Below are 19,751 nucleotides of genomic sequence, written 5' to 3' on the forward strand. Positions count from 1 at the left end.
CAGCCCGCCACCCTGCGCATACCTCATAACAAACGGCGTACCGCGAGGATCAAGCCCTGTCAGCAGCTACGACAACCCGAGTTCAAGCTCGGTAGGCCGCGGCCGCGACGGCAGCCGTCGGTCTCGGCGCGGGTGAAGGAGTAGACGAGACAGACCAGGCCCAGGGTGGACAGGACGGCACCGGGGATGTCCAGCGGCGAGCGGTCGCGCCCGCCCTCCGGCTCACGGATGACGAAGTAGGCGCCGGCCGCCGCGACGATCGCGAACGGGATGTTGACGAAGAACGTCCATCGCCAGTCGAGGTACTCGGTGAGCACGCCGCCGAGGATGAAGCCGACGGCGGCGCCGCCACCGGAGATCGCCGTGTAGATGCCGAACGCCTTGGCGCGCTCCTTGGCGTGCGTGAACGTCACGGTGAGCAGGGAGAGCGCGGCGGGCGCGAGCAGCGCGCCGAAGACACCCTGGAGGGCGCGGGCGCCGAACATCATGGCCTCGTTGGTGGCTGCGCCGCCCAGCGCGGAGGCGACGGCGAAGCCGCCCAGGCCGGTGACGAAGGCGCGCTTGCGGCCCCACAGGTCGGCGATCCGGCCGCCAAACAGGAGCAGGCCGCCGAAGGCGAGGGCGTAGGCGGTGACGACCCACTGGCGGTTGCCGTCGGAGATGCCCAGGTCCTGCTGGGCGGAGGGCAGGGCGATGTTCACGATGGTGGAGTCGAGGACGACCATCAGCTGGGCGAGCGCGATGAAGACGAGCGCTTTCCAGCGGTTGGCGTCCGGCGCGCAGAGAGCCTTGGAGGTTGTTTGAGACATGGGGTACCCACTTCGGGACTTCATGACGGAAAAAAGGTGGGAACGAAAGGGAACGGCTCGTCGGCGCTGACGGCCGGGAGCTCGGTGTGAGGTCTGCGCGAGCTACCGCTGGATATCGAGGACGGGTGGGATCAGACAGCGGTGGGAATCTGCCGCCCGGCTGGGTGAATCGGCATCATGGGACGCGGCGTCAGGTGGCGGCCGCGCGGGCCAGCTCGGCCAGCTTCAGCACGGTGTTCCAGTTGCGCGCCGTGTTGGGCACGCCGATACCCTTGTCGAACTTCGCCGCCAGGTTCCGGCCGTCGAAGCCCCCGGGCGTGTGGATATAGGCGACCCTGTCGATGACGGCGAACTCCTCGCCGGGCGCCGCGAAGGCGCGCAGCGAGGCGACCTGCTCCGGCTCCGGTTGTCCGGCCAGGACCGCCGCGTGGAGAAACTTCGGCACGGCGACGGCATCCGGAAACGGATTGGCCTCGATCAGCGCCTCCCATTCGGCGAGCGAGACGGCGTGGATGTCCTTCTCGAAGCCGAATTCGCGCGCGCAGATCTGCGCGATGCGCTCCACCACTGCCTGCCGCGAGAGGTCACTCTCCACGATCGCGTTGCCGCTGTTGATGCAGGTGGCGACCTTGGCGAAGCCTGCCTCGGCAAGCTTCTGGCGCAGCGGCGCAACGGGAAGCCGCGTCGCGCCGCCGACGCCGCGGAACAGGATGATCCAGACCGTCCGTGCGTTCATGTCTGAAACGCTATCCGCAATTAAGGTCAGGTCCTGTCCTCGTTTGCTGGCAGAGTGAATTCCATGCTTGACACGTCGGCGCGCCTGCTGCGGTTGCTGTCCATCCTTCAAAGCCGCCCCGAATGGACCGGTCCGGAACTCGCCGAGCGGCTGGAGGTGACGGTGCGGATCCTGCGCCGGGACATCGCCCGACTCCGCGAACTCGGCTATCCGGTCCAGGCCACCGTGGGCGTCGCCGGCGGCTACCGGCTCGGTGCGGGCTCGACGCTGCCGCCACTGCTGCTCGACGACGACGAGGCGGTCGCGATCGTACTGAGCTTGCGCACCGCCACCAGCCACACCGTGACCGGCATCGCGGAGACCTCGCTGCGCGCCCTGACCAAGCTGGAGAGGCTGCTGCCCGTCCGGCTGCGCCGGCGCACCGCCGCCCTGCGGGAAGCCACCGTCGCCCTGACCAGCCAGGCACCCACCGCGGACCCGGAAGTGCTGACGGTGCTCGCCGAGGCGTGCCAGGCCGCACACCTACTCACGTTCGGCTACCGCGCCCACAACGGTGAGGCCAGCTCCCGCCGGGTGGAGCCGCACCGGTTGGTGCACACCGGCCGCCGCTGGTATCTCGTCGCCCGCGACCAGGACCGCGACGACTGGCGCACCTTCCGCGTGGACCGCATCGACGATGCCCACTCGACCGGGACTCGGTTCGTCCCCCACGATCCGCCCGACGCAGCGGCCTACGTCGCCGACTCGGTGACCGCCGCGCCCTACCGCCACCGCGCCCGCATCCTGGTACGGGCACCGGCCGCCACCGTCGCCGAGTGGGTCTCACCGGGTACCGGGATCATCGAAGCGACAGACCCCGACAGCTGCCTACTGACCATCGGCGGCGACTCCCTCCCGCTGCTCGCGATGAACCTGGCGCTGTTCGGCCACGACTTCGTCGTGCACGAGCCTACGGAGCTGGTCGAGGAGCTGGGGCGGCTGGCAGACCGGCTCGGCCGGGCCCACCAAGCCTCCGCGCAGTAGCCGCGCGCCGCCGAAGCCGACGAGGCGGTCTGGAGTGCCGAAGAGACTCATGTCGCCTCCGGTCGCGGCCAGAACTCGGCACCGAGGATCACGCCCAGGCCGGGCATGCTGGTGATCACTTCGACAGAGCGCCCCGGATCCCGGCCGGCCGGCCGAGGACAAGGCTGAACCATGACGATCGATGTGTCCGCGGAGCGCGTGATCCCGCTCCCGCCCGAGCGGGTGGCCGAGTACGCCATGGACTGGCGCCATGACGTCGAGTGGACCCAAGGCATCCGCGTCGCGGAGCTGACGCGGGAGGCGGGCGAGGGCGGCTTCGGCGTGGGTGCCGAGATCACCCGGACGGCGTACTTCCTCGGCCGGCGCATCGACTACGTCCTGCGCGTGGCCGCGTACGAGCCGCCCCGCCTGCTGGACATGATCTCGGTGGCCGGTCCGATGCCCATGCACGTCACGTACACCTTCGAGCCGGACCCGCGTGGCACCCTGGCACGCATCCGCGTTCAAGGCGGCGGGGGTGGCTTCTACCGGCTGGCCGCTCCTGTCCTGGCCCGCCAGGTCCGCTCCTCCATCGGCAAGGACCTGCGCGACCTCGAGCACGGGCTCAGCAGACAGTAGGAGGGGCCGCCGTGGCGTACGACCAGGGACTGGCAGAACGGATCAGGCAACGACTGGGCGCTGACCAAGAAGTCACCGAGAGGCGGATGTTCGGCGGGATCGCCTTCCTGCACCGCGGCAACATGGCCGTGGGCGTGAGCGGCGACGATCTCATGGTGCGGGTCGGCCCCGACAACACCGACGCGGCCCTGGCCCGGCCCGGCACACGCGTCTTCGACATGACCGGCCGCCCGATGCGCGGCTGGATCCTCGTCGACGGGACGGCTCTCACGGAGGATGACGTCCTCGACAAGTGGATCGACAAGGGACGCACGTTCGCATCGAGCCTGCCGCCCAAATAACACGGGCACGCGCCCGTCTGACAGGGCGGTCGGATTTCGACTTCTCGACATCACGGCGGGCAGGGGGAGTGGGCTGCGCCACCTCAGGCTGCGATCGGCAACCGCTCGCGCCGGGCCCGCACCATCCGGCGTGTCCGGTCGGAGCGCAGGCAGGCGCCGAGGAGAACGGCCAGAGCGGCGGCGCCGTAGGCCCAAGCCTGAAGGGGAAAGCCGGGCAGCAGGCGTCCCGCGAGATATAGGACTGTGCCGGCGAGGGTGACGGTCAGCCATTCCCAGCGGCCGTCCAGGGCGACGAGAGCGACGACGAGCAGCGAGTACCAGGGGTAGCTGGGCGAGACCAGCAGCAGAGTCGTGCCGGTCAGCAGCAGGGCGCCGCGCCAGGGGCGCGTGGGGTCGCCGCGAAGCCACACGTACAGGGCGATCAGTGCGAGGAGCGCAACCACCACCATTCCGGCGGCGGCATCCGGCAACAGCAACCGCAGCAGGGCGAAGCGTCGTACGTGGCCTGGTTCGTAGCCCTCCTCGTGGAGGTATCCGGGCAGGTAGCCGAGGACGCCGGCGCCGGAGGCGGCTACGTAGGGCAGGTAGGCGAGCGCGATCGCGGCGAGGACGGCCGAGAGCAGGCGCGCGATGCCTTTCGGACTGCGCCGGCCGGAGAGGGCGCCGGGCAGAGCCAGGATGGGCAGGAGTTTCACTGCGACGGCTGCGCCCAGCAGCGCACCGCGGCGGGCGCCGGCGGTGGCCGTACCGAGGGCGAGGACGGTGAGCAGAACGCCGAGGGTGTCGATGTGGGCGTTGTTGACCGCTTCTAAGGGGACGGCCGGACACCAGGCCCACAAGGCAGCGCGGGCCGGGGCTCGCCGGGGATCGCCGCGACGGCGCAGCACGGTCAGAAGGGCGACGGTGGTGCCGAACGCCAGAACCGCGCCACCGACTTGGAGCGGCTTGTGGCGGCTGTCCGGTGGGGAGACGGTGTGCACGGCGAAGTACCAGCCCTCGGCGACGGGCGGGTAGATGGTCGGGACGGTGGGGCGGTTGATGCGGACGCACAGGCCGCTGGCCGTGTGGGTCACCCCCCAGTCCTCGCAGGCGCCTTCGCGGGGGAAGAGCCAGTCGTCGCGCAGGTTGGCGAGTTCAGGGGCTGCGGGCGGGTGGGCGTAAGGGGAGATGCCGGCGGCCTGGACACGGCCGTCCCAGGCGTAGCGGAACATGTCGGTGCTGGTGCGAGGTGGGGTGGCGAGCGCGGCCAGCGCGATGGCGGCCGACCCGGCCAGTACAAGACCGGTCGCGGCGCGGGTCGGAGCCTTGCGGACCGTCCAGGCAGCCGCGGCGAACAGGGTCCAGGCGACGGCGTAACCGGCCAGCAGCCGGCCGGGGTCGCTCACGTTGTCCCCCGCACGGAGCGTGTGGACGACTGTTGCCGTGAGTGCGGCGAGCAGGGCCGCGGTGACGGCGACGCGGATGCGTGGACGACGGCTGCCGCGGCTCGGCGGTCCTGGAGATCGCCTTTGCGGGGATTCGGTCGGCCGGGGGCGCGGCGGGCGCGGGGTGGCAGTTTCGGTCATGGGCGTGGGTGCCTTCCGGTGGCCGTGGGTGGCGCGGCGCCGTGCCTGGGCTTCGGGCGGTGGAGTTCGAGGAAGGGGCGGCCACAGGCCGTCCACCGGCCGGTCGTGATCCAGCCGGTGGCGTCTGCGGCGTACAGCAGCGCGCTGGTGCCGATACGGGCCCAGGGGAACGGCCGGCCGTGCCGCCCCAGGCCGTCCTCGACGCGGACGGTGAGGCGTTCGTCCACGTCGTGCGGTGCGGCCTCGGCCAGCAGGCGTCCGCCGGGGGCGACCAGTTCTCGCAGCCGGGTGAGCAGGGCGAGCGGGTCGCCGCCGATGCCGACGTTGCCGTCGATCAGCAAGGCGGTGCCCCAGCGGCCTTCGTCCGGCAGGCGGTCGAAGACGGACCGTCGTACGGCGGTTCCCCCGTGGCGCCGGGTGCGGGCGACGGCGGCCGGGCTGACGTCCGCACCCAGTGCCGGTACACCGCGGGCGGCCAGGGCGGCCACCAGGCGTCCCGGCCCGCAGCCGACGTCCAGGACGGGACCGGTGCAGCGGCTCAGCACGCTGGTGTCGGCGGCGTCGGGAGGTGCGCACCAACGCTCGACGTCCAGTGGGAGCAGTTCCTCGCTGAGGCCGTCCGGGTTGTCAGGGGGTGGCAGGCGGCGCAGGAACAGGGGGCCGCGGCCGGCGCGAAGGGCGTGGGCATAGGGGTCCTCGGTCCACGGCTCGCCAGGCGCTCCGGGTGCGAACGGGTCTGCGTGGTGTGTCGGCGTGGGGATCCGGGCCGTGGGCGCCGTCAGGGTCTGCGGCTGGGGTCCCGTTGTGGCCGGCTCGTCCCACTCGGTTACGGCGGTGTCCAGGCCGGATGCCGTCCCGCTCATCGGGCGGCCTCCGCGAGCGAGGCCAGGGCGGTGGCGAAGCGGGAGCCGGGCGGACAGCAGGCGGCGACCAGGGCGGCGTCGGCGGCGGTGTCCACGTCGCGCAGCACCGGCAGGTCGGCCACCATCAGTCCCGCCTCGGCCAGGCGCGACCGTTGGATCGCACCGGTGCGGTCCGTGGACATCGGCACCCCGCGGACGACCGACCCCGCCCGCGCGGGATCGGCGAAGCCCAGCGCCCAGAAGCCTCCGTCGGCGGCCGGGCCGAACCAGGCGTCGTGGCCGTCCCGGCCGACGCGGGACAACAGCTCGGGAGTGAGCTGCGGGGTGTCCATGCCGACCAGGAGGGCCGGTCCGCCCTCGCAGTGGGCGAAGGCGGCCGCGATCCGCTCGTCCAGACCGCCCTGCGCCTGCCGTACGACGTCGAAGCCGGGCGGAAGCCAGGGGCCGGGAGTCCCGTCGAGGACGAGGAGGCGGCGCCCGGCGGGGGTCCGCAGCAGGGTGTGAAGGGTGTCGGTGAGGGCGGCCTCGGCCAGCATGGCGGCTTCCTCGGGCGCGTAGGGCGGGGTGAGCCGGGTCTTGACCCGGCCCGGCACCGGCTCCTTCGCGATGACCAGCAGGGTGGCCGCTTCCCGTCCCGTGCGCCCGGCGTTCATCGTCCGCCTCCCGGGACGGTGGTGGCCGTGACCGCCGGTGCGGTGACGGACCGCTCACCGAGGACGGCGCGCATGTCGTGTACCGCCTGCCAGGTGCCGCGCCAGGTGCCCGTCACTTTCGAGCGGCCGGTGCGCGGGTGGTACGGCATGTCCGTCTCCGTCACCCGCCAGCCGGCGTCGGCGGCACGGACCACCATCTGCAGCGGGTAGCCGGAGCGCCGGTCGGTCAGGTCCAGGGCGAGCAGCGCTTCGCGGCGGGCGGCGCGCATCGGGCCGAGGTCGTGCAGGCGCAGTCCGGTGCGGCGGCGGATCAGGCGGGCCAGTTCCAGGTTGGCCAGGCGTGCGTGCACCGGCCAGGCGCCCCGCGTGGTGGGCCGCCGCCGGCCTAGGACCAGGTCGGCGCGGTCGTCGAGGACGGGGCCGGCGACCTGGGGCAGCAGCGCGGGGTCGAGGGAGGCGTCGCAGTCGCAGAAGCAGACGACGTCGGCGGTGGCGGCGGTCAGGCCCGCGTGGCAGGCGGCACCGAAGCCGCGGCGCGGCTCGTGGACGACGTACGCGCCGAGCTCGCGGGCGAGGTCGGCGGAGCCGTCGGTCGAGCCGTTGTCGACGACGATCGCGCGCCAGCCGGCAGGGATCCGGTCCAGGACCCACGGCAGGGCCTCGGCCTCGTCCAGGCAGGGCAGCACCACGTCGACCCGGGCAGGGGTGGAGGGGGATGTCTCGATCACCCCACTCACCCTACGAACACGAAAGGGGCATAAGGGATTTGGCGATCTTACGGATCGCTGACGTCCACAGCCGCTCCCGTCGGCGGCCGGACACCGGTGCGAGACTCGGCGATGTGAAACGCGTACTCGTTGTGGACGACGACCCCACCGTCTCCGAGGTCGTCGCCGGCTACCTGGACCGGGCGGGATTCGCCGTCGAGGTGGCCGCCGACGGCCCCACCGCCGTGACCAAAGCCACCGCGCAACCGCCGGACCTGGTGGTGCTGGACCTGATGCTGCCCGGCATGGACGGGCTGGAGGTCTGCCGGCGCATCCGCGAGGACGGCCCGCTGCCGGTGATCATGCTGACCGCGCGGGGCGACGAGGAGGATCGCGTCCTCGGTCTGGAGGTCGGGGCGGACGACTACGTCACCAAGCCGTTCAGCCCTCGCGAACTGGTTTTGCGGGTGGAGTCGGTACTGCGCCGCGCCGGGGCGGTGGCGGCCGCGCGGACCGCACCCGCCGGGGCATGGCTGCGGGCGGGGCCGCTCGCCCTGGAGCCCACCGCCCGGCGCGCCACCCGCCACGGCTATGAACTCGCTCTGACCATCCGGGAGTTCGACCTGCTGGAGTTCTTCCTGCGCAATCCCGGGCGGGCCACGAGCCGGGAGGAACTGATGCACAAGGTGTGGGGCTGGGAGTTCGGAGACCTGTCGACGGTGACCGTCCACGTGCGGCGGCTGCGCGGAAAGATCGAGGACGATCCGGCGCACCCCCGGCTGATCACCACGGTGTGGGGAGTGGGCTACCGCTTCGACGTCCCCGATACGAACGGAGCCGACGATGCTGAGTGACACCCTCCTGATCGCGTTGTACGCGGCGATCGGCGCAGCCGCCGCCGGACTGCTCGGTGCCGCGGCCCTGCGGCTGCTGCGCCACCGCTCGGTCACGCTGTCGCTGGCCGTGGTGGCCGCCGTCACGGTCGCGGCGATGCTCGCCGGAACGATGCTGGTGGCCCGAGCGATGTTCCTGTCCGACCACGACCTCTGGGTCGTGACGATGGTGTGCTCCATGGCGGCCGTCGTCTCGCTGGCCGTCGCCCTCGTCCTTGGCCGCAGCGTCGTCAAGGGCAGCCGGGCCCTGACCATGGCCACCCGCGCCCTCGGCGACGACGGCAGCTTCACTCCGCCCACCGCTGCACCCACGGCCGAACTTGCCGCTCTCAGCCGCGAGTTGGCCGCCACGAGTGCGAAGCTGGCCGCGTCCCGGGAGCGGGAGCGGGCCCTGGAAGCCTCCCGCCGCGAACTGGTCGCCTGGATCTCCCATGACCTGCGGACCCCTCTCGCGGGACTGCAGGCGATGACCGAGGCGCTGGAGGACGGCATGGTCGCCGACCCGCGCGTCTACCACGCGCGCATCCGCACGGAGGTCGAGCGGATGAGCGACATGGTCGGCGACCTGTTCGAACTCTCCCGTATCCAGGCCGGTGTCCTCGCCCTGAACACCGCCCGCATCTCGGTGTACGACCTGGTCGGTGACGCCATCGCGGGTGCCGACGCCCTCGCCAGGGAGCACGGCGTCTGGCTGGTGGGCGACGGGGTCGAGCCGGTGCCGATCGAGGTAGACGGCCGCGAGATGTCCCGCGTCCTGGCCAACCTGTTGGTCAACGCCATCCGCCGGACCCCCGCCGACGGCACGGTCGCCGTCTCCGCCCGCCGGGAGGCCGACAGCGTCGTCGTGTCCGTGACCGACGGCTGTGGCGGCATCCTGCCCGAGGACCTGCCCCGAGTGTTCGACACCGGCTGGCGCGGCACCGACGCCCGCACCCCGCCCGCCGGGGCGGGACTGGGCCTGGCGATCGTCCGCGGGATCGTAGAGGCCCACAAGGGGCGCGCGGCGGTGTGCAACGTACCGGGCGGTTGCCGCTTCGAGGTCCACCTTCCCGCGGCCGTTTGAGCGGCCCGCACGGTGAAGGGCCGGCCCAACGGATCAGCAGGCGGCGTCCGGGGCGGTGGCCGCACGGGAAACGTCAGCCCGCCCGCAGCGGTGCCGTCGCGAACTCCGCCATCCCTTCCCCGAAGGAAACCTGCGCCTTCCACCCCAGCTCGTCGCGCAGCCGCTGCGAGGAGGCGGTGATGTGGCGGACGTCGCCGAGCCGGTACTCCCCCGTGACGACCGGCTTCGGACCACCGTACGCCGCGGCCAGGGCGGCGGCCATCTCCCCCACGGTGTGCGGCTGCCCGCTGCCCACGTTGTACGCCCGCAACGTGCCCTCGGGCAGGTCGTCCAGCCCGTCCAGAGCGGTGGCGTTGGCCGCGGCGACGTCCCGGACGTGGACGAAGTCCCTCAGCTGACCGCCGTCCTCGAAGACACGCGGTGCCTCGCCACGCTCCAGCGCGGACCGGAACAGGGAAGCGACGCCGGCGTACGGGGTGTCGCGCGGCATACCGGGCCCGTACACGTTGTGGTAGCGCAGCGCCGTCACCCGGCGGCCCGTCGCCCGCGCCCACGCGGCCGAGAGATGCTCCTGAGCGAGCTTGGTGGCCGCATACACGTTGCGCGGGTCCGTCGGCGCCTCCTCGGCAACCAGCCCCGGGGCGAGCGGGTCACCGCACTGTGGGCACGGTGGTTCGAAGCGGCCCTCCTCCAGGTCGGCCACCCGGCGCGGCCCCGGCCGTACGACACCGTGCCGGGAGCACTCGTACCGTCCCTCTCCGTACACCACCATCGAACTCGCCAGCACCAGCCGACCCACCCCGGCCTGCGCCATCCCCGCCAGGAGCACCGCCGTGCCCAGGTCGTTGCAGCCCACGTAGTCGGGAGCGTCGGCGACGTCCTTGCCCAGCCCGACCATCGCGGCCTGGTGACAGACGGCGTCCACGCCCCGCAGAGCGGCGGCGACCGCTTCCCGGTCGCGGACGTCTGCGTGCCACCAGTCGACCCCGTCCGGGATCGGCGGTGCCGTGCGGTGCGCGGCGGACAGCAGCGCGTCGAGCACCCGCACCTCGTGCCCGGAGCCGGCAAGGGCAGTGACGATGTGCGAGCCGATGAAGCCCGCACCTCCAGTGACCAGGATCAACATGCGGCCGACGCTACGGCCGTGCACGCGCCCATGCCCCCCGCGGCCGGGATCCGTCAGGAGTTCGTAAGGCTTCCCGCCGTGGCCCGCACCCGCGCCCGCGGACGTTACCGGTCCGGGACGCCACCGCCGGCAAACCGGACCCACCGCGCAGCCGAGGGTGGTCAACTCCCGCGGTCAGGCGATGTGGCTGACGGCGAACGACCAGCACGCCCCCGGGCCTCACTCATGTCACCGGACAGCACTCGCACACGGTGGCACCGCAGCAGCACCAGGCACAAGCACCCGGCCCCACTCGAGCACGGTCAGCCTTCGAGGCGTCGGAGCTACGAAGGCGGCCGCCGCCGGATACGGCGGGCCCCCCGCACGGCCAGCAGGAAGGCCGTCACCGTCGCCACGGCCACCAGCGCCAGCAGCCAGTTGCGCGGGTAATCCAGCGGCAGCACCGAGGAGTTAGCCGGCTTCCCCGGGCGCAGCAGCACCGGCAGCGCCACCGCCGTCAGGGCGCTCGCGACCAGCAGCGCCCCGCGCACCGGCCCGCGCACACCACCACGTACCAGCACCAGCCCGACGAGCAGCACCAGCGGCGCGATCACCACGTCGTGCAGCACCACGGCCCCACCCAGCCAGACCAGCACCCCCGCCAGGTCGCGCACGTCCAGCAACAAGGAGCCGCCGACGCCCATCAGCGCCACACCGGCCGCGCCGGTCAGCACCCGCACCACGCTCACCCTCATGACAGCACCTCCAGCCGGCCGACCCACTTCGTCTGCAGCACCCCGGGCCGGTTCGGGGCGATCAGGCGCACCGGATAGCCGTGGTCGGGGGAAAGCTCCTGACCGTTCAGGCGCAGCGCGAGCAGGGTCAGCGGGTCACGGGCGTGTTCGTGGCCCATCTCCGAGACCCGGTAGCCGCCCCGGGACTGCAACGACACCACCCGCACCCGCGCATGCGGCGGGGCACCCGCCCGCTCCAGCAGGTCCACGACCCGCACGCCCCTCCAGTGCGCCGACTTGCTCCACCCCTCCACACAGGCGATCGGCAACTCCACCTCGTACTGCGGCAAGGCACGTAGCTCATCCAGCGTCAGCGTGTACGACCGCGATCCGGCGACCGTCAGGCGGTAACGCTCGGCTGGAATCAGTCCGACACCGGCCGCGGCGGCGGTCCGGTTGACCGGCAGGCCCTGCGGACCGTGGTCCGGATGGCGGGGCGCGAGCAGAGCGAGATCCTTCAGCGGGGTGAAGGACTGGCCCGCCGTGGTCACGGTGACCGCCCCCACCGCCGCGGCCACCGCGGTCAGCAGCGAACGCCGGTCGGCCCCGTCCTCCTCCGGCAGGGCCATCGTCCCCCGCGACCGCCGACTCCAGTGCGCCCGGATCTCGGGCGCCTTGACCGCGACATGCAGCACCAGCGCCCCGGCCAGCAGCCAGGCCACGGCGTAGTGCACCGGCACGAAGGAGAACGGCCACGGATACCACTGGGCGGTGTTCAGCAGGCCGGTGACCACCTCGAAGACGGCCGCCGCGACCAGGACGGCCACCGACAGCCGCTCCAGCGCGTGCCGCACCGAACGCACCGGCGGCCAGGCGAACAGCCGCGGATACACCGTCCACAACTTGGCCAGCAGCAGCGGAACCGCCGCGATGCCGGACGCGACATGCAGCCCCTGCGTGAACCGGTAGCCCCACACCGGACGGCTCGGCAGGTCATCGGCCAGCCACCCCGGCGGATGCTGCATCACATGACTGATCAGACCGGTGACAAAGCACACCGCGAAAGCGGAGCCGAGCCACCGCCCGATCGAGGTCGCCGTCCGGGCGTCGTGCAGCCTGCCTCGGAAGACCGGCGGAAAGAAGCGCTGTTCCATGCCCCTCATCCCACCCGCCGCCAGGCCCCTTCGGAACGCCCGAGCCCCTTACAGAACACGGACGTATCCCTGACACAAAGCCCGGCAGGCGATCGGAGAACGGGCCCGGGGACAGACGCGGGCACCGGCCGCGACAGCCTGCCCATCGGCCCAAGCTCGCCGCCGAGTTCATAGCAACCACCGGCGGTGAACTGAGCGCCTTCGGCAGCGCCGAACGCCTCGCTGCCTCCCGCGATCCGCCTCACTTCGAGGTTGTCGAAGGCCGGACCCCGCTCCTGCCGGCGCCCCAGCCAAGGAGGGCGAAGCCCGAGGCGAAACCCAGCATGGTGTACACGCCGAGCGGCCAGAAGATGTGGCTGTCGACGAAGGACCAGCCGGAGGCGAGGAGGACGGCCGTGCCGGGGATGACCCGGATGCCGTGCCGGGGGAACAGTGCGACGGCCGTGGCCAGGACGGCGACGATGAGGGCGTAGGCACCGGTCTGCCCGAGCGCTTCCCCCGTGTCGTAGAGAGGGCTTTTCAATGGTGCCAGGCCGGCTTCCTCGTGGGCATGTTCGACCGCGGTGCCGGCGGCGATGCCGGCGACGGCGTCGAGCCCGGTGTAGAAGGCGGCGTAGGCGAAGGCAGCCACCCAGGCCACCACCGTGGCGCAGCCGGCTGTGTCGCGGCGGGGCCGTTGCCACAGAGGCACCAGGAGCCCGATCGTGAGCAGCGGGAAGACCGGCAGGAGAAGGATGTGCAACCGTTCCCAGTCGGCGGCCGTCGCCCGGGTGAGGCCGTGCGGATGGGCAAGGCCGGCCACGGCCAGCAGTAAGGGCGCGGCCGTGACGAGACAGGTGTTTCGGAAGGTCGCCATGCGGCGATCGTAGGTACGCGCAGATACCCGGTCCGGGCACGTTCCGCACTACGTAAGGGGTTCGTAAGGCTCCCGGTCGGTGGCCCGGTGGTCACCGAGACGGTGGCGCCCGTCCGAGCCCGGGAGCCGTCACGCGGAGCAACTGACGCAAGCGCGGGCCTGCCTGCGGTAGGTGATGGCCGCAGACAGGCCCGGGCGGTGGCTCAGCGCGTCACCGTCACTGGCATTCCTGGCCGGTGTTGATGCACTCGACCATGGTGTTCATCAGCTGCTCGTCGAAGACGTTGACGAAGTCTCCATGGTCGGTGATCGGCTTGTGCATCTGCTCCGGGAAGCCGTCCACCGCGTAGAAGGCGCTCGACCGGCCGTTGTCGTTCAGGCTGGGCGTGTCCACGTCGTACACCAGGCGTTGCACCAGCTGCGGAACGGCCTGGAATCCGTTCGGGCAGGCCCCGGTGTTCGGGTCGGCGAACGCGACGTGATCACGGTGGTTGGCGCTGTCGATGTTCTGGCCGTCCCAGCAGCTCTGGAACTTGGACGTCCGGACCAGACTGCTGCCCTCGGGACAGACCGGGTACTTGTCCGTCAGCTGCCGGTCCTCGAAGCCCGTGCAGCTCCATGCGGCGTTGGCATTGGCCGTTCCGTTGGTGAACGCCTTGGCGTCTCCGGTGATGATCCGCAGGAACTTCGGCATCGCCACGACCTTGCTGCCCGGATTGCCCACGTACTCCAGGGTCACCTGCGAGGCCGTGAGGATCTTGCCGACATTGCCCTCGGCACCGCCGCCCGGCTGGTCGGCGTCGAACTCCTTCGTGCCGTCCTGCAGGCGGAGAACCGGCCAGTAGTACGACGACTTGTCACCCTGGTTCTGGCAGGTGGTCTCGCCCGCCGCGAAGTCCTCGTTGTCGGCGAAGGCATCGTTGGCCTGATTGCCGACATAGTCGTGCGTGTGGTGCGCCCCGTTGTCCACACCAGGCGCGACGATGATGTTGTCGCTGTTGTACAGCTTGTTCGCGTTCACCCCGCAATCAGTGGTGAACTTACCGAGCGAGGCGTTCTGTTGCTGCTGGAGGCTTTTGACGTTGGGCTCGACGGTGGTGATGTCCACGAAGTCGGCGGCGACCGGACCGTTGCCTGCCTGTCCACCGCCTGCGGGTTCCCCTTGCCCGTTCCCCGGGTCCTGGTCCTGGCCGTTCTGGTTTTCGCCGTCCTCGCCGTTGCCGGCCTGGTTTCCGGTGGCGCGGACTGTGCAGGCTGCGAGTGACTCCAGGCCCTGCGGCCGGTCGGCCGTACGGCCGATGGCGATCGCGATGCGGTCGATGGTCGCGGTCCGCTTGTCCTTGAGCGGTCCCATGATCGCATTGTTGGCGAAGCTGCCGTCCTGCCGTATGGCCTGGGCCGAGTTCTGCAACCGCTGGTAAGCATCCGCGACTTGCTGGTCCAGCAGCGCGAGCTGCCTGCCGACCTCAGCCTTGGCCTGCTCAGGCACCTGCCGCAGCCGGGAACCGACATCGGGGCAGTCGATGGTGGCGGCCCCCGCCGCCATGGTTTGGTTCGTTTGGTCCTGGGCCGAACTCTTGGTGGTGTTGCCACTCCCGCTCTCACCGGCCGAGGCGTACACATTCGCCGCTACCAGTCCTCCCGCCCCCAAGGCAGTCGCCGCCACGGCGGCGATGGCCCGGCGGGTCGTCTTCGATCGCTTGCGCGTGTTACCTCGCATGGGACTCCTCTGAGATCTCTGGGTCGAGCGCCGCTTCGGTTCCGCTTCCGCTCACCGCAGCTGCGCCTTCGATGCCGATGCCGTTCGCGGGCCAGGCCCAAGTCGCACTCTCTGAACGACAGCCGGGCACCACGGGGGCGCCGCAGACGAAGCCACAAGCGCACACCCCGCGGCGGTCGTCGCGGGGCGCCTCCGGGCGAGCCCGACTGGGGAATGCCTCGGCAGGGCTCGTGGCCACCGGCCGCGTGTTGCGCGTGACCACTGATGGGCTCCTCGGAATCCTCAAGTGCCGCCGCCGTAGTGCGACTTCGTCACCAGAGTTACGGATGGGACAAGCACGATGAGAGGACTCTGGGTGCCTCGTCAGGCTCTCGTAAGGATTCGCGCGACCGGGGCGCCTCCACAAAGCGGAAAACACTGGCTGGATATGTCCCGCTGCGACCTCGTCGCCTGAATCGCGCAGGATCTCAGCACTCCGCTGGCGGGGCCGCGCCATACCCGAAGCACACTGGAGGACGGCGTCGTCACCGACCTCATCCGGATACCCGCCCGACTGCGGCAACCGCCCCGCCGAACAGCACACCCGGCTGGTGCCGACCGCTCGTCGCCGTGTTGGGCCGCACGTCGCCAAGCCGGGCCAACCAGCGAGCCGGGTCGCCTCTTCGGCGTCGTGGGCTGGCTCGCCCTGTCCCGCGCTGAGGATCTCCGGGTGATCACGTCTGCGGCCACCCTGGTGGACACGGTCCACTGCGGATCAATCGCCCGGCGCTGGAGTGGACCCTGTGCCGACGAGTCGTCGAACCGGTCACCGAGCCCATCGGCCACCACGCGGCCATGCCCCTCACCGACGCCGGCCTGCGGCCACGAGTTACGCCATCGACGCCATGCTCAGTGCCACCGCCTCGCCGCGCCCAGACCGTTCACTATCTTCATCTCGGATCCCGAGGACCTGACCGCACTGTACGGCGGACAGGCCACCGTTCCGGTCTACAGGCACTTGGCGTACCGGTTCAGCGGGATCTCGACGCTGTTTCCGGCACGCTGGACAACCGCCACGGGATCGGCGCCCGCGCGCAGCCAGGTGGGCAGCGCCGAGTGCCTCAGGTCGTACGGGTTTTCCTGTTCCCCTGCGGACGGGTCCTGGTCGTCCTCGGGGGCGGCTCCGGACGGGGCCGGGCCCGGGGCACTCGTACGGTGGCCGGTTGACGAGCGCGGATTGTTGGACATTGGACCTGGCCTACATCGTCGTTGGTCATGCCCCGTCCGTGCGGCCGGTTGTCGGTGATGGTGGCGTACACCGCGGAACTGGAAGCACCGCCAGTGGTACGAAGCGGAGAACGGGTAAGGCAACGGCGATGATGTCCACGTGACCGGCAGGCAGTCAGCAGCGGGCTGTGATGTCAACGGCTCAGGAGGGTAACGGCGGAATGGGCGAGGGCAGCGGTCTCTTGCGGCGTGCCGTCGATCGGGATGGCCGCGCCCGCTTCGTCGTCGCCCAGTGGTTCCAGGTCGGCGAATTGCGATTTGAGCAGGTCGGGCGGCATGAAGTGCCCCCGTCGCGCGGTGATCCTCGCGGCGATCAGCTCAGGTGAGCCGTCGAGGTGAAGGAAGCAGACGTGCGGCGCGGCGGAAGCCAGCCGGTCACGGTAGCGGCGCTTGAGCGCCGAGCATGTCATCACACCTCCGCTGTCCGCATGGCTGGCCAGCCATTGTGCGATCTCGTCCAGCCAGGGGCGGCGGTCTTCGTCATCGAGCGGGTGGCCGGCCCGCATCTTCGCCACGTTGGGTGCGGGGTGGAAGTCGTCCCCCTCGGCGTAAGGAACACCGAGGCTCTGCGCCAGGAGTTGGCCCACGGTGGTCTTTCCAGAGCCCGACACGCCCATGACGATGACCAATGGAGCGGTGTTGCGCGACATCCAGGGCCTTCCTTCCGGTCTTGTGTCTACAGCTCGATGACCACCTTGACGTCATCGGGTTGCGGCGTGAACGCCTGCGTTGCGTGCTTCAGCGGCACCCGCCGGGTGATCATGCGCTCAAGCCATGGCAGGTCGGCCTTCGCCAGCGCGTCGGCGGCCTGGCGGTAGTGACGCAGGTTGGCGTTGACCGAGCCCACCACCGCGTCGTTCTGCAGCACGATCTCCCTGTTGATGGCGCCCGCGTCGACGGTCATACTGCGGCCGGCGGGCGACACACCGGTCAGGCACACCACCCCGTAGGGCGCGGTTCCCGTCAGTGAGGCGAGGACCGGCTCGTTCGCGCCCGTGGCTTCGATGACGACATCCGGGCACACGGCGGAGACGACCTGCTCGACGTCCTTCGCGTGGTAAGTGGCGCCCAAGTCCCGTACCAGCGCCGGCTTGGGCCCTTCGGTAACGCGGTCGAGCACATGCACTTCCAGTCCGCGCTGTGTGCCCAGCAAGGCGGCCAGCAGACCGATGGGCCCCGCCCCCATCACCAGGGCGCGACGCGGCTCGAACCACGAACGGGCACCGACACGCTCGACCTGTTCCCATGCCTTGGCCACCACGGTGGTCGGCTCCATGAGCACACCGACGTGCTTCAGATGCGGCGCCAGCTTCACCGCGTAGTCGGCTTCCACGCACCACGCCTGCGCGCCGTAGCCGTCGATCTCTTTGATACCGCGCTCGGCATAGCGGCCGTTGCGGCACATGTCGAACTCTCCATGTGCGCAGGCCCCACACGGCTCGGGGTCCGGACGGCGCACCACCCCGGCGACCAGGTCACCGGCCGAGAACCCGCTGCCGGGCGGCGCCTGCCGCACCCTCCCGAGGGACTCATGCCCCAGTACCAGCCACTCACGGCCCGCAGGGACCCAGCCGTACTCGCCTCGGACGATCTCCTTGTCCGTTCCGCACACCCCCACCGCCAGGCCCCGCACCAGCAGCTCACCGACGGCCGGGACGGGGTCGGGCACGTCCCGTACCTCTACGGAATCCTTCTCGCCGGGCCTTACGGTCAATGCGCGCATCGCCAGTCTCGTCCCTCTCGTGAGGCGGGGGGCGTGTCAGGAGAACCATGCTTGGGTGGACAGTTCCGGCTGGATCCCACGCTGAACCCTGCCGAGCACGACGGCGCTGGATATGAGCCCGACGTGGCTTAGAGCCTGGGGGAAGTTGCCCAGGAACGCTCCTGTCCCGGGATCCATCTGTTCGGGGAGGAGGCCCAGAGGGCTGGTGTATGAGCAGAGCCGTTCGAAGAGGTCCGCGGCTTCGTCGATGCGGCCCTGTCCTGCCAGGTCGTCCACGAGCCAGAAGCTGCACAGGACGAAGGCGCCCTCGGGCTGATCCAGTCCGTCCGGTGACTGCTGGGGCAGGTAGCGGTAAAGGAGGCCCCCGCCGGCGTCGAGCCGACTTGCTATCGCGTCGGTGGTGGCGACCATGCGGGGGTGATCCGCGGGTACGACGCGTCGCAGCGGCAGGGCCAGCAGTGAGGCGTCCAGACCGCCGCCGGTGCCCAGGTGCTCGGTGAGTGCGCCGGTGTCCTCGTCCCAGGCTTCTCGCAGGATGTGGTCGGTCAGCCGCTGTGCTTCCTTGGCCCAGGTAACCGGGTCACCGGGCAGGTTCAGCCGGTGGGCGAGCCGGGCGGCCCGGTCCAGGGCGACTTGGCACATCGCGGCGGAATAGGTGAACGGGCGGCCTGGGGTGCGTACCTCCCAGATGCCTCGATCGGGGGTGTTCCAGGCTCGACGGGCTTGTTCCACCAGCAGCGTAAGGCGCTTCCACAGGCTGTCGTCGAGCCGACCGCCTGTTGCCGCCCACTGGAAGGCGCAGTCAAGTATCTCCCCGTACACGTCATGCTGGATCTGGTCGGCGGCGGCGTTTCCCCAGCGCACTGGAGCCGACTTGCGGTAGCCCTCCAATTCCTTGTCGGCGGTCTCCGGCTGAGGCGGGTGGCCGTCGACGTCGTAGAGAACCCGTGGCCGGTCGCTCCATTGGGCGGTGGCGAGTGCCCAGTGCAGGAAGCCGCCGGCTTCCATGGGCAGTCCTATACGCCGCAGGGCGAAGACGGCGTAGGCGGCGTCTCTTATCCAGGTGTAGCGGTAGTCCCAGTTCCTTGAGCCCCCGACGAGCTCGGGCAGGGACGAGGTGGGGGCCGCGACCATGGCGCCGTTCTCGATGTGGTCCAGCAATTTCAGCGTGATCGCTGAGCGTCGCACGAGGTCGGCCTGGGGGACGTCGCGTATCACCTGGGCCGACCAGCGCCGCCAGGCACGGGCGGTGTCCTCCAGCGCTCCGCTGACAGCCTCGTCCGAGGACCGAAGAGGTTCGTCCCAGCTCAGGGTCAGTGCCAGCGCCTCCCCCGCGTGCATGGGCACCGTGCAGTCGAGGGCGGGCAGGGGGCGCGATGATCCAAGGTGGACAGAGAGCCCCTGCCGGGGGCACATGAGGTGCCAGCAGTCGGTACGCCGCTCGGTGCGGGCATCACCGCGCGGTCGAAGGAGTACGCGCAGGTCGACGCTGCCTGCAACCACTCGCACGTGTCGCGCCAAGGCTCCGGCCCCGGCCGGTGTGTCTTCTTCCAGCAGGGAATCCGGCCGAAGCAGGAACGCGTCGGTGACCTCGACCGTCCCTGTCGGGGTAGCCATTTGCGTGACGAGCAGAGGGGTGTCGTCGACGTACCACTGGCGGCTGGCGCGCAGGTCCTGCGGGGCAACCAGGAATCGCCCGCCGCGGTCGGTGTCCAGCAGTCCACAGAAAAGGGGCGGGGAGTCGAAGCGGGGCACGCACATGAAACCGACAGCGCCGTCCCGCCCCACCAGGGCTGACCCACGGCCGTCTCCGAGCAACCCGTGATCCTCTATCGGAAGGTAGCCATCGCGTTCTTGCAAATGCCTCACCCCACTGTTGCCCTTACCCATGCAGCTTCGCCTTCCGGCCGAATGTGACGAGT

The 19,751-nt window shown here is 70.8% G+C and carries 19 protein-coding genes and 2 pseudogenes; 6 read left to right on the forward strand and 15 right to left on the reverse strand.

All coding sequences use genetic code 11. The annotated features are described in order from the left end of the window. Positions 1–113 precede the first annotated feature (113 nt). Together ACWD26_RS40210 and ACWD26_RS40215 are read right to left on the reverse strand one after the other, a co-directional pair. Positions 114–809, reverse strand: a pseudogene (locus ACWD26_RS40210) (MFS transporter); the annotation flags it as partial. A gap of 190 nt (positions 810–999) precedes the next feature. Then, complete coding sequence (locus ACWD26_RS40215) at positions 1,000–1,545, reverse strand: DUF1697 domain-containing protein (protein WP_451278063.1); 546 nt, start codon at positions 1,543–1,545, stop codon at positions 1,000–1,002. A 63-nt stretch (positions 1,546–1,608) separates the two neighbouring features. On the opposite strand from ACWD26_RS40215, the gene ACWD26_RS40220 reads away from it, so the two are divergent. From ACWD26_RS40220 to ACWD26_RS40230, 3 genes are all read left to right on the forward strand, one after another. Continuing rightward, positions 1,609–2,568 carry a helix-turn-helix transcriptional regulator gene (locus tag ACWD26_RS40220; protein ID WP_451278065.1) on the forward strand — a complete coding sequence of 320 codons (960 nt, stop codon included), beginning with the start codon at positions 1,609–1,611 and terminating at the stop codon, positions 2,566–2,568. 171 nt (positions 2,569–2,739) lie between these two features. Next, positions 2,740–3,186, forward strand: a complete 447-nt coding sequence (locus ACWD26_RS40225) for an SRPBCC family protein (RefSeq protein ID WP_451278067.1) — start codon at positions 2,740–2,742, stop codon at positions 3,184–3,186. A gap of 11 nt (positions 3,187–3,197) precedes the next feature. After that, positions 3,198–3,527, forward strand: coding sequence for a TfoX/Sxy family protein (locus ACWD26_RS40230; RefSeq protein ID WP_451278069.1), 330 nt, complete (start codon positions 3,198–3,200; stop codon positions 3,525–3,527). An 83-nt stretch (positions 3,528–3,610) separates the two neighbouring features. Here ACWD26_RS40230 and ACWD26_RS40235 read toward each other — a convergent pair whose 3' ends face one another. From ACWD26_RS40235 to ACWD26_RS40250, 4 genes are read right to left on the reverse strand one after another with little or no spacing between them, the layout of a single operon-like run. Beyond that, the gene (locus tag ACWD26_RS40235) at positions 3,611–5,092 is read right to left on the reverse strand and encodes a glycosyltransferase family 87 protein (RefSeq protein ID WP_451278071.1); all 1,482 of its coding nucleotides are present in this window, start codon (positions 5,090–5,092) and stop codon (positions 3,611–3,613) included. Continuing rightward, on the reverse strand, positions 5,089–5,955 hold the full coding sequence (locus ACWD26_RS40240) for a class I SAM-dependent methyltransferase (RefSeq protein WP_451278073.1): 867 nt from the start codon (positions 5,953–5,955) through the stop codon (positions 5,089–5,091). Before ACWD26_RS40240 ends, ACWD26_RS40235 begins: the two co-directional genes overlap by 4 nt. Next, positions 5,952–6,608, reverse strand: a complete 657-nt coding sequence (locus ACWD26_RS40245; protein ID WP_451278075.1) for a TIGR04282 family arsenosugar biosynthesis glycosyltransferase — start codon at positions 6,606–6,608, stop codon at positions 5,952–5,954. The genes ACWD26_RS40240 and ACWD26_RS40245 overlap by 4 nt, the downstream gene beginning before the upstream one ends. After that, complete coding sequence (locus ACWD26_RS40250) at positions 6,605–7,336, reverse strand: glycosyltransferase family 2 protein (protein ID WP_451278077.1); 732 nt, start codon at positions 7,334–7,336, stop codon at positions 6,605–6,607. The genes ACWD26_RS40245 and ACWD26_RS40250 overlap by 4 nt, the downstream gene beginning before the upstream one ends. A gap of 113 nt (positions 7,337–7,449) precedes the next feature. Between ACWD26_RS40250 and ACWD26_RS40255 the strand changes: the two genes are divergently transcribed. Further along, positions 7,450–8,169 (forward strand): response regulator transcription factor, encoded by a 720-nt coding sequence (locus ACWD26_RS40255; protein WP_451278079.1) that lies wholly within the window; start codon positions 7,450–7,452, stop codon positions 8,167–8,169. Then, positions 8,159–9,271 (forward strand): sensor histidine kinase, encoded by a 1,113-nt coding sequence (locus ACWD26_RS40260; RefSeq protein ID WP_451278081.1) that lies wholly within the window; start codon positions 8,159–8,161, stop codon positions 9,269–9,271. The genes ACWD26_RS40255 and ACWD26_RS40260 overlap by 11 nt, the downstream gene beginning before the upstream one ends. A 73-nt stretch (positions 9,272–9,344) precedes the next feature. Here ACWD26_RS40260 and ACWD26_RS40265 read toward each other — a convergent pair whose 3' ends face one another. From ACWD26_RS40265 to ACWD26_RS40285, 5 genes are all read right to left on the reverse strand, one after another. Next, a complete protein-coding gene (locus ACWD26_RS40265) occupies positions 9,345–10,397 on the reverse strand; it encodes an NAD-dependent epimerase/dehydratase family protein (protein WP_451278083.1) in 1,053 nt (350 codons plus the stop codon). A gap of 323 nt (positions 10,398–10,720) precedes the next feature. Further along, complete coding sequence (locus tag ACWD26_RS40270; protein ID WP_451278085.1) at positions 10,721–11,131, reverse strand: hypothetical protein; 411 nt, start codon at positions 11,129–11,131, stop codon at positions 10,721–10,723. Further along, positions 11,128–12,264, reverse strand: a complete 1,137-nt coding sequence (locus ACWD26_RS40275) for a molybdopterin-dependent oxidoreductase (RefSeq protein WP_451278087.1) — start codon at positions 12,262–12,264, stop codon at positions 11,128–11,130. The genes ACWD26_RS40270 and ACWD26_RS40275 overlap by 4 nt, the downstream gene beginning before the upstream one ends. A 241-nt stretch (positions 12,265–12,505) precedes the next feature. Next, positions 12,506–13,120, reverse strand: coding sequence for a hypothetical protein (locus tag ACWD26_RS40280; protein WP_451278088.1), 615 nt, complete (start codon positions 13,118–13,120; stop codon positions 12,506–12,508). A gap of 217 nt (positions 13,121–13,337) precedes the next feature. After that, a complete protein-coding gene (locus ACWD26_RS40285; RefSeq protein ID WP_451278090.1) occupies positions 13,338–14,840 on the reverse strand; it encodes a DUF1996 domain-containing protein in 1,503 nt (500 codons plus the stop codon). A gap of 670 nt (positions 14,841–15,510) precedes the next feature. Between ACWD26_RS40285 and ACWD26_RS40290 the strand changes: the two are divergent. Beyond that, positions 15,511–15,822 (forward strand): annotated as a pseudogene (locus tag ACWD26_RS40290) (DNA-binding protein); the annotation flags it as partial. Between the two features lie 5 nt (positions 15,823–15,827). Here ACWD26_RS40290 and ACWD26_RS40295 read toward each other — a convergent pair. The 4 genes from ACWD26_RS40295 to ACWD26_RS40310 form a co-directional block, all read right to left on the reverse strand. Further along, positions 15,828–16,067, reverse strand: a complete 240-nt coding sequence (locus tag ACWD26_RS40295; RefSeq protein ID WP_451278142.1) for a hypothetical protein — start codon at positions 16,065–16,067, stop codon at positions 15,828–15,830. Between the two features lie 173 nt (positions 16,068–16,240). Next, positions 16,241–16,756, reverse strand: coding sequence for a gluconokinase (locus ACWD26_RS40300; RefSeq protein WP_451278092.1), 516 nt, complete (start codon positions 16,754–16,756; stop codon positions 16,241–16,243). Positions 16,757–16,782: 26 nt separating this feature from the next. Next, positions 16,783–17,829 carry a glucose 1-dehydrogenase gene (locus ACWD26_RS40305; protein WP_451278094.1) on the reverse strand — a complete coding sequence of 349 codons (1,047 nt, stop codon included), beginning with the start codon at positions 17,827–17,829 and terminating at the stop codon, positions 16,783–16,785. A gap of 36 nt (positions 17,830–17,865) precedes the next feature. Next, positions 17,866–19,719, reverse strand: a complete 1,854-nt coding sequence (locus ACWD26_RS40310) for a glycoside hydrolase family 15 protein (RefSeq protein WP_451278096.1) — start codon at positions 19,717–19,719, stop codon at positions 17,866–17,868. Positions 19,720–19,751 lie beyond the last annotated feature (32 nt).

It is taken from the genome of Streptomyces sp. NPDC002787 (assembly GCF_053592095.1).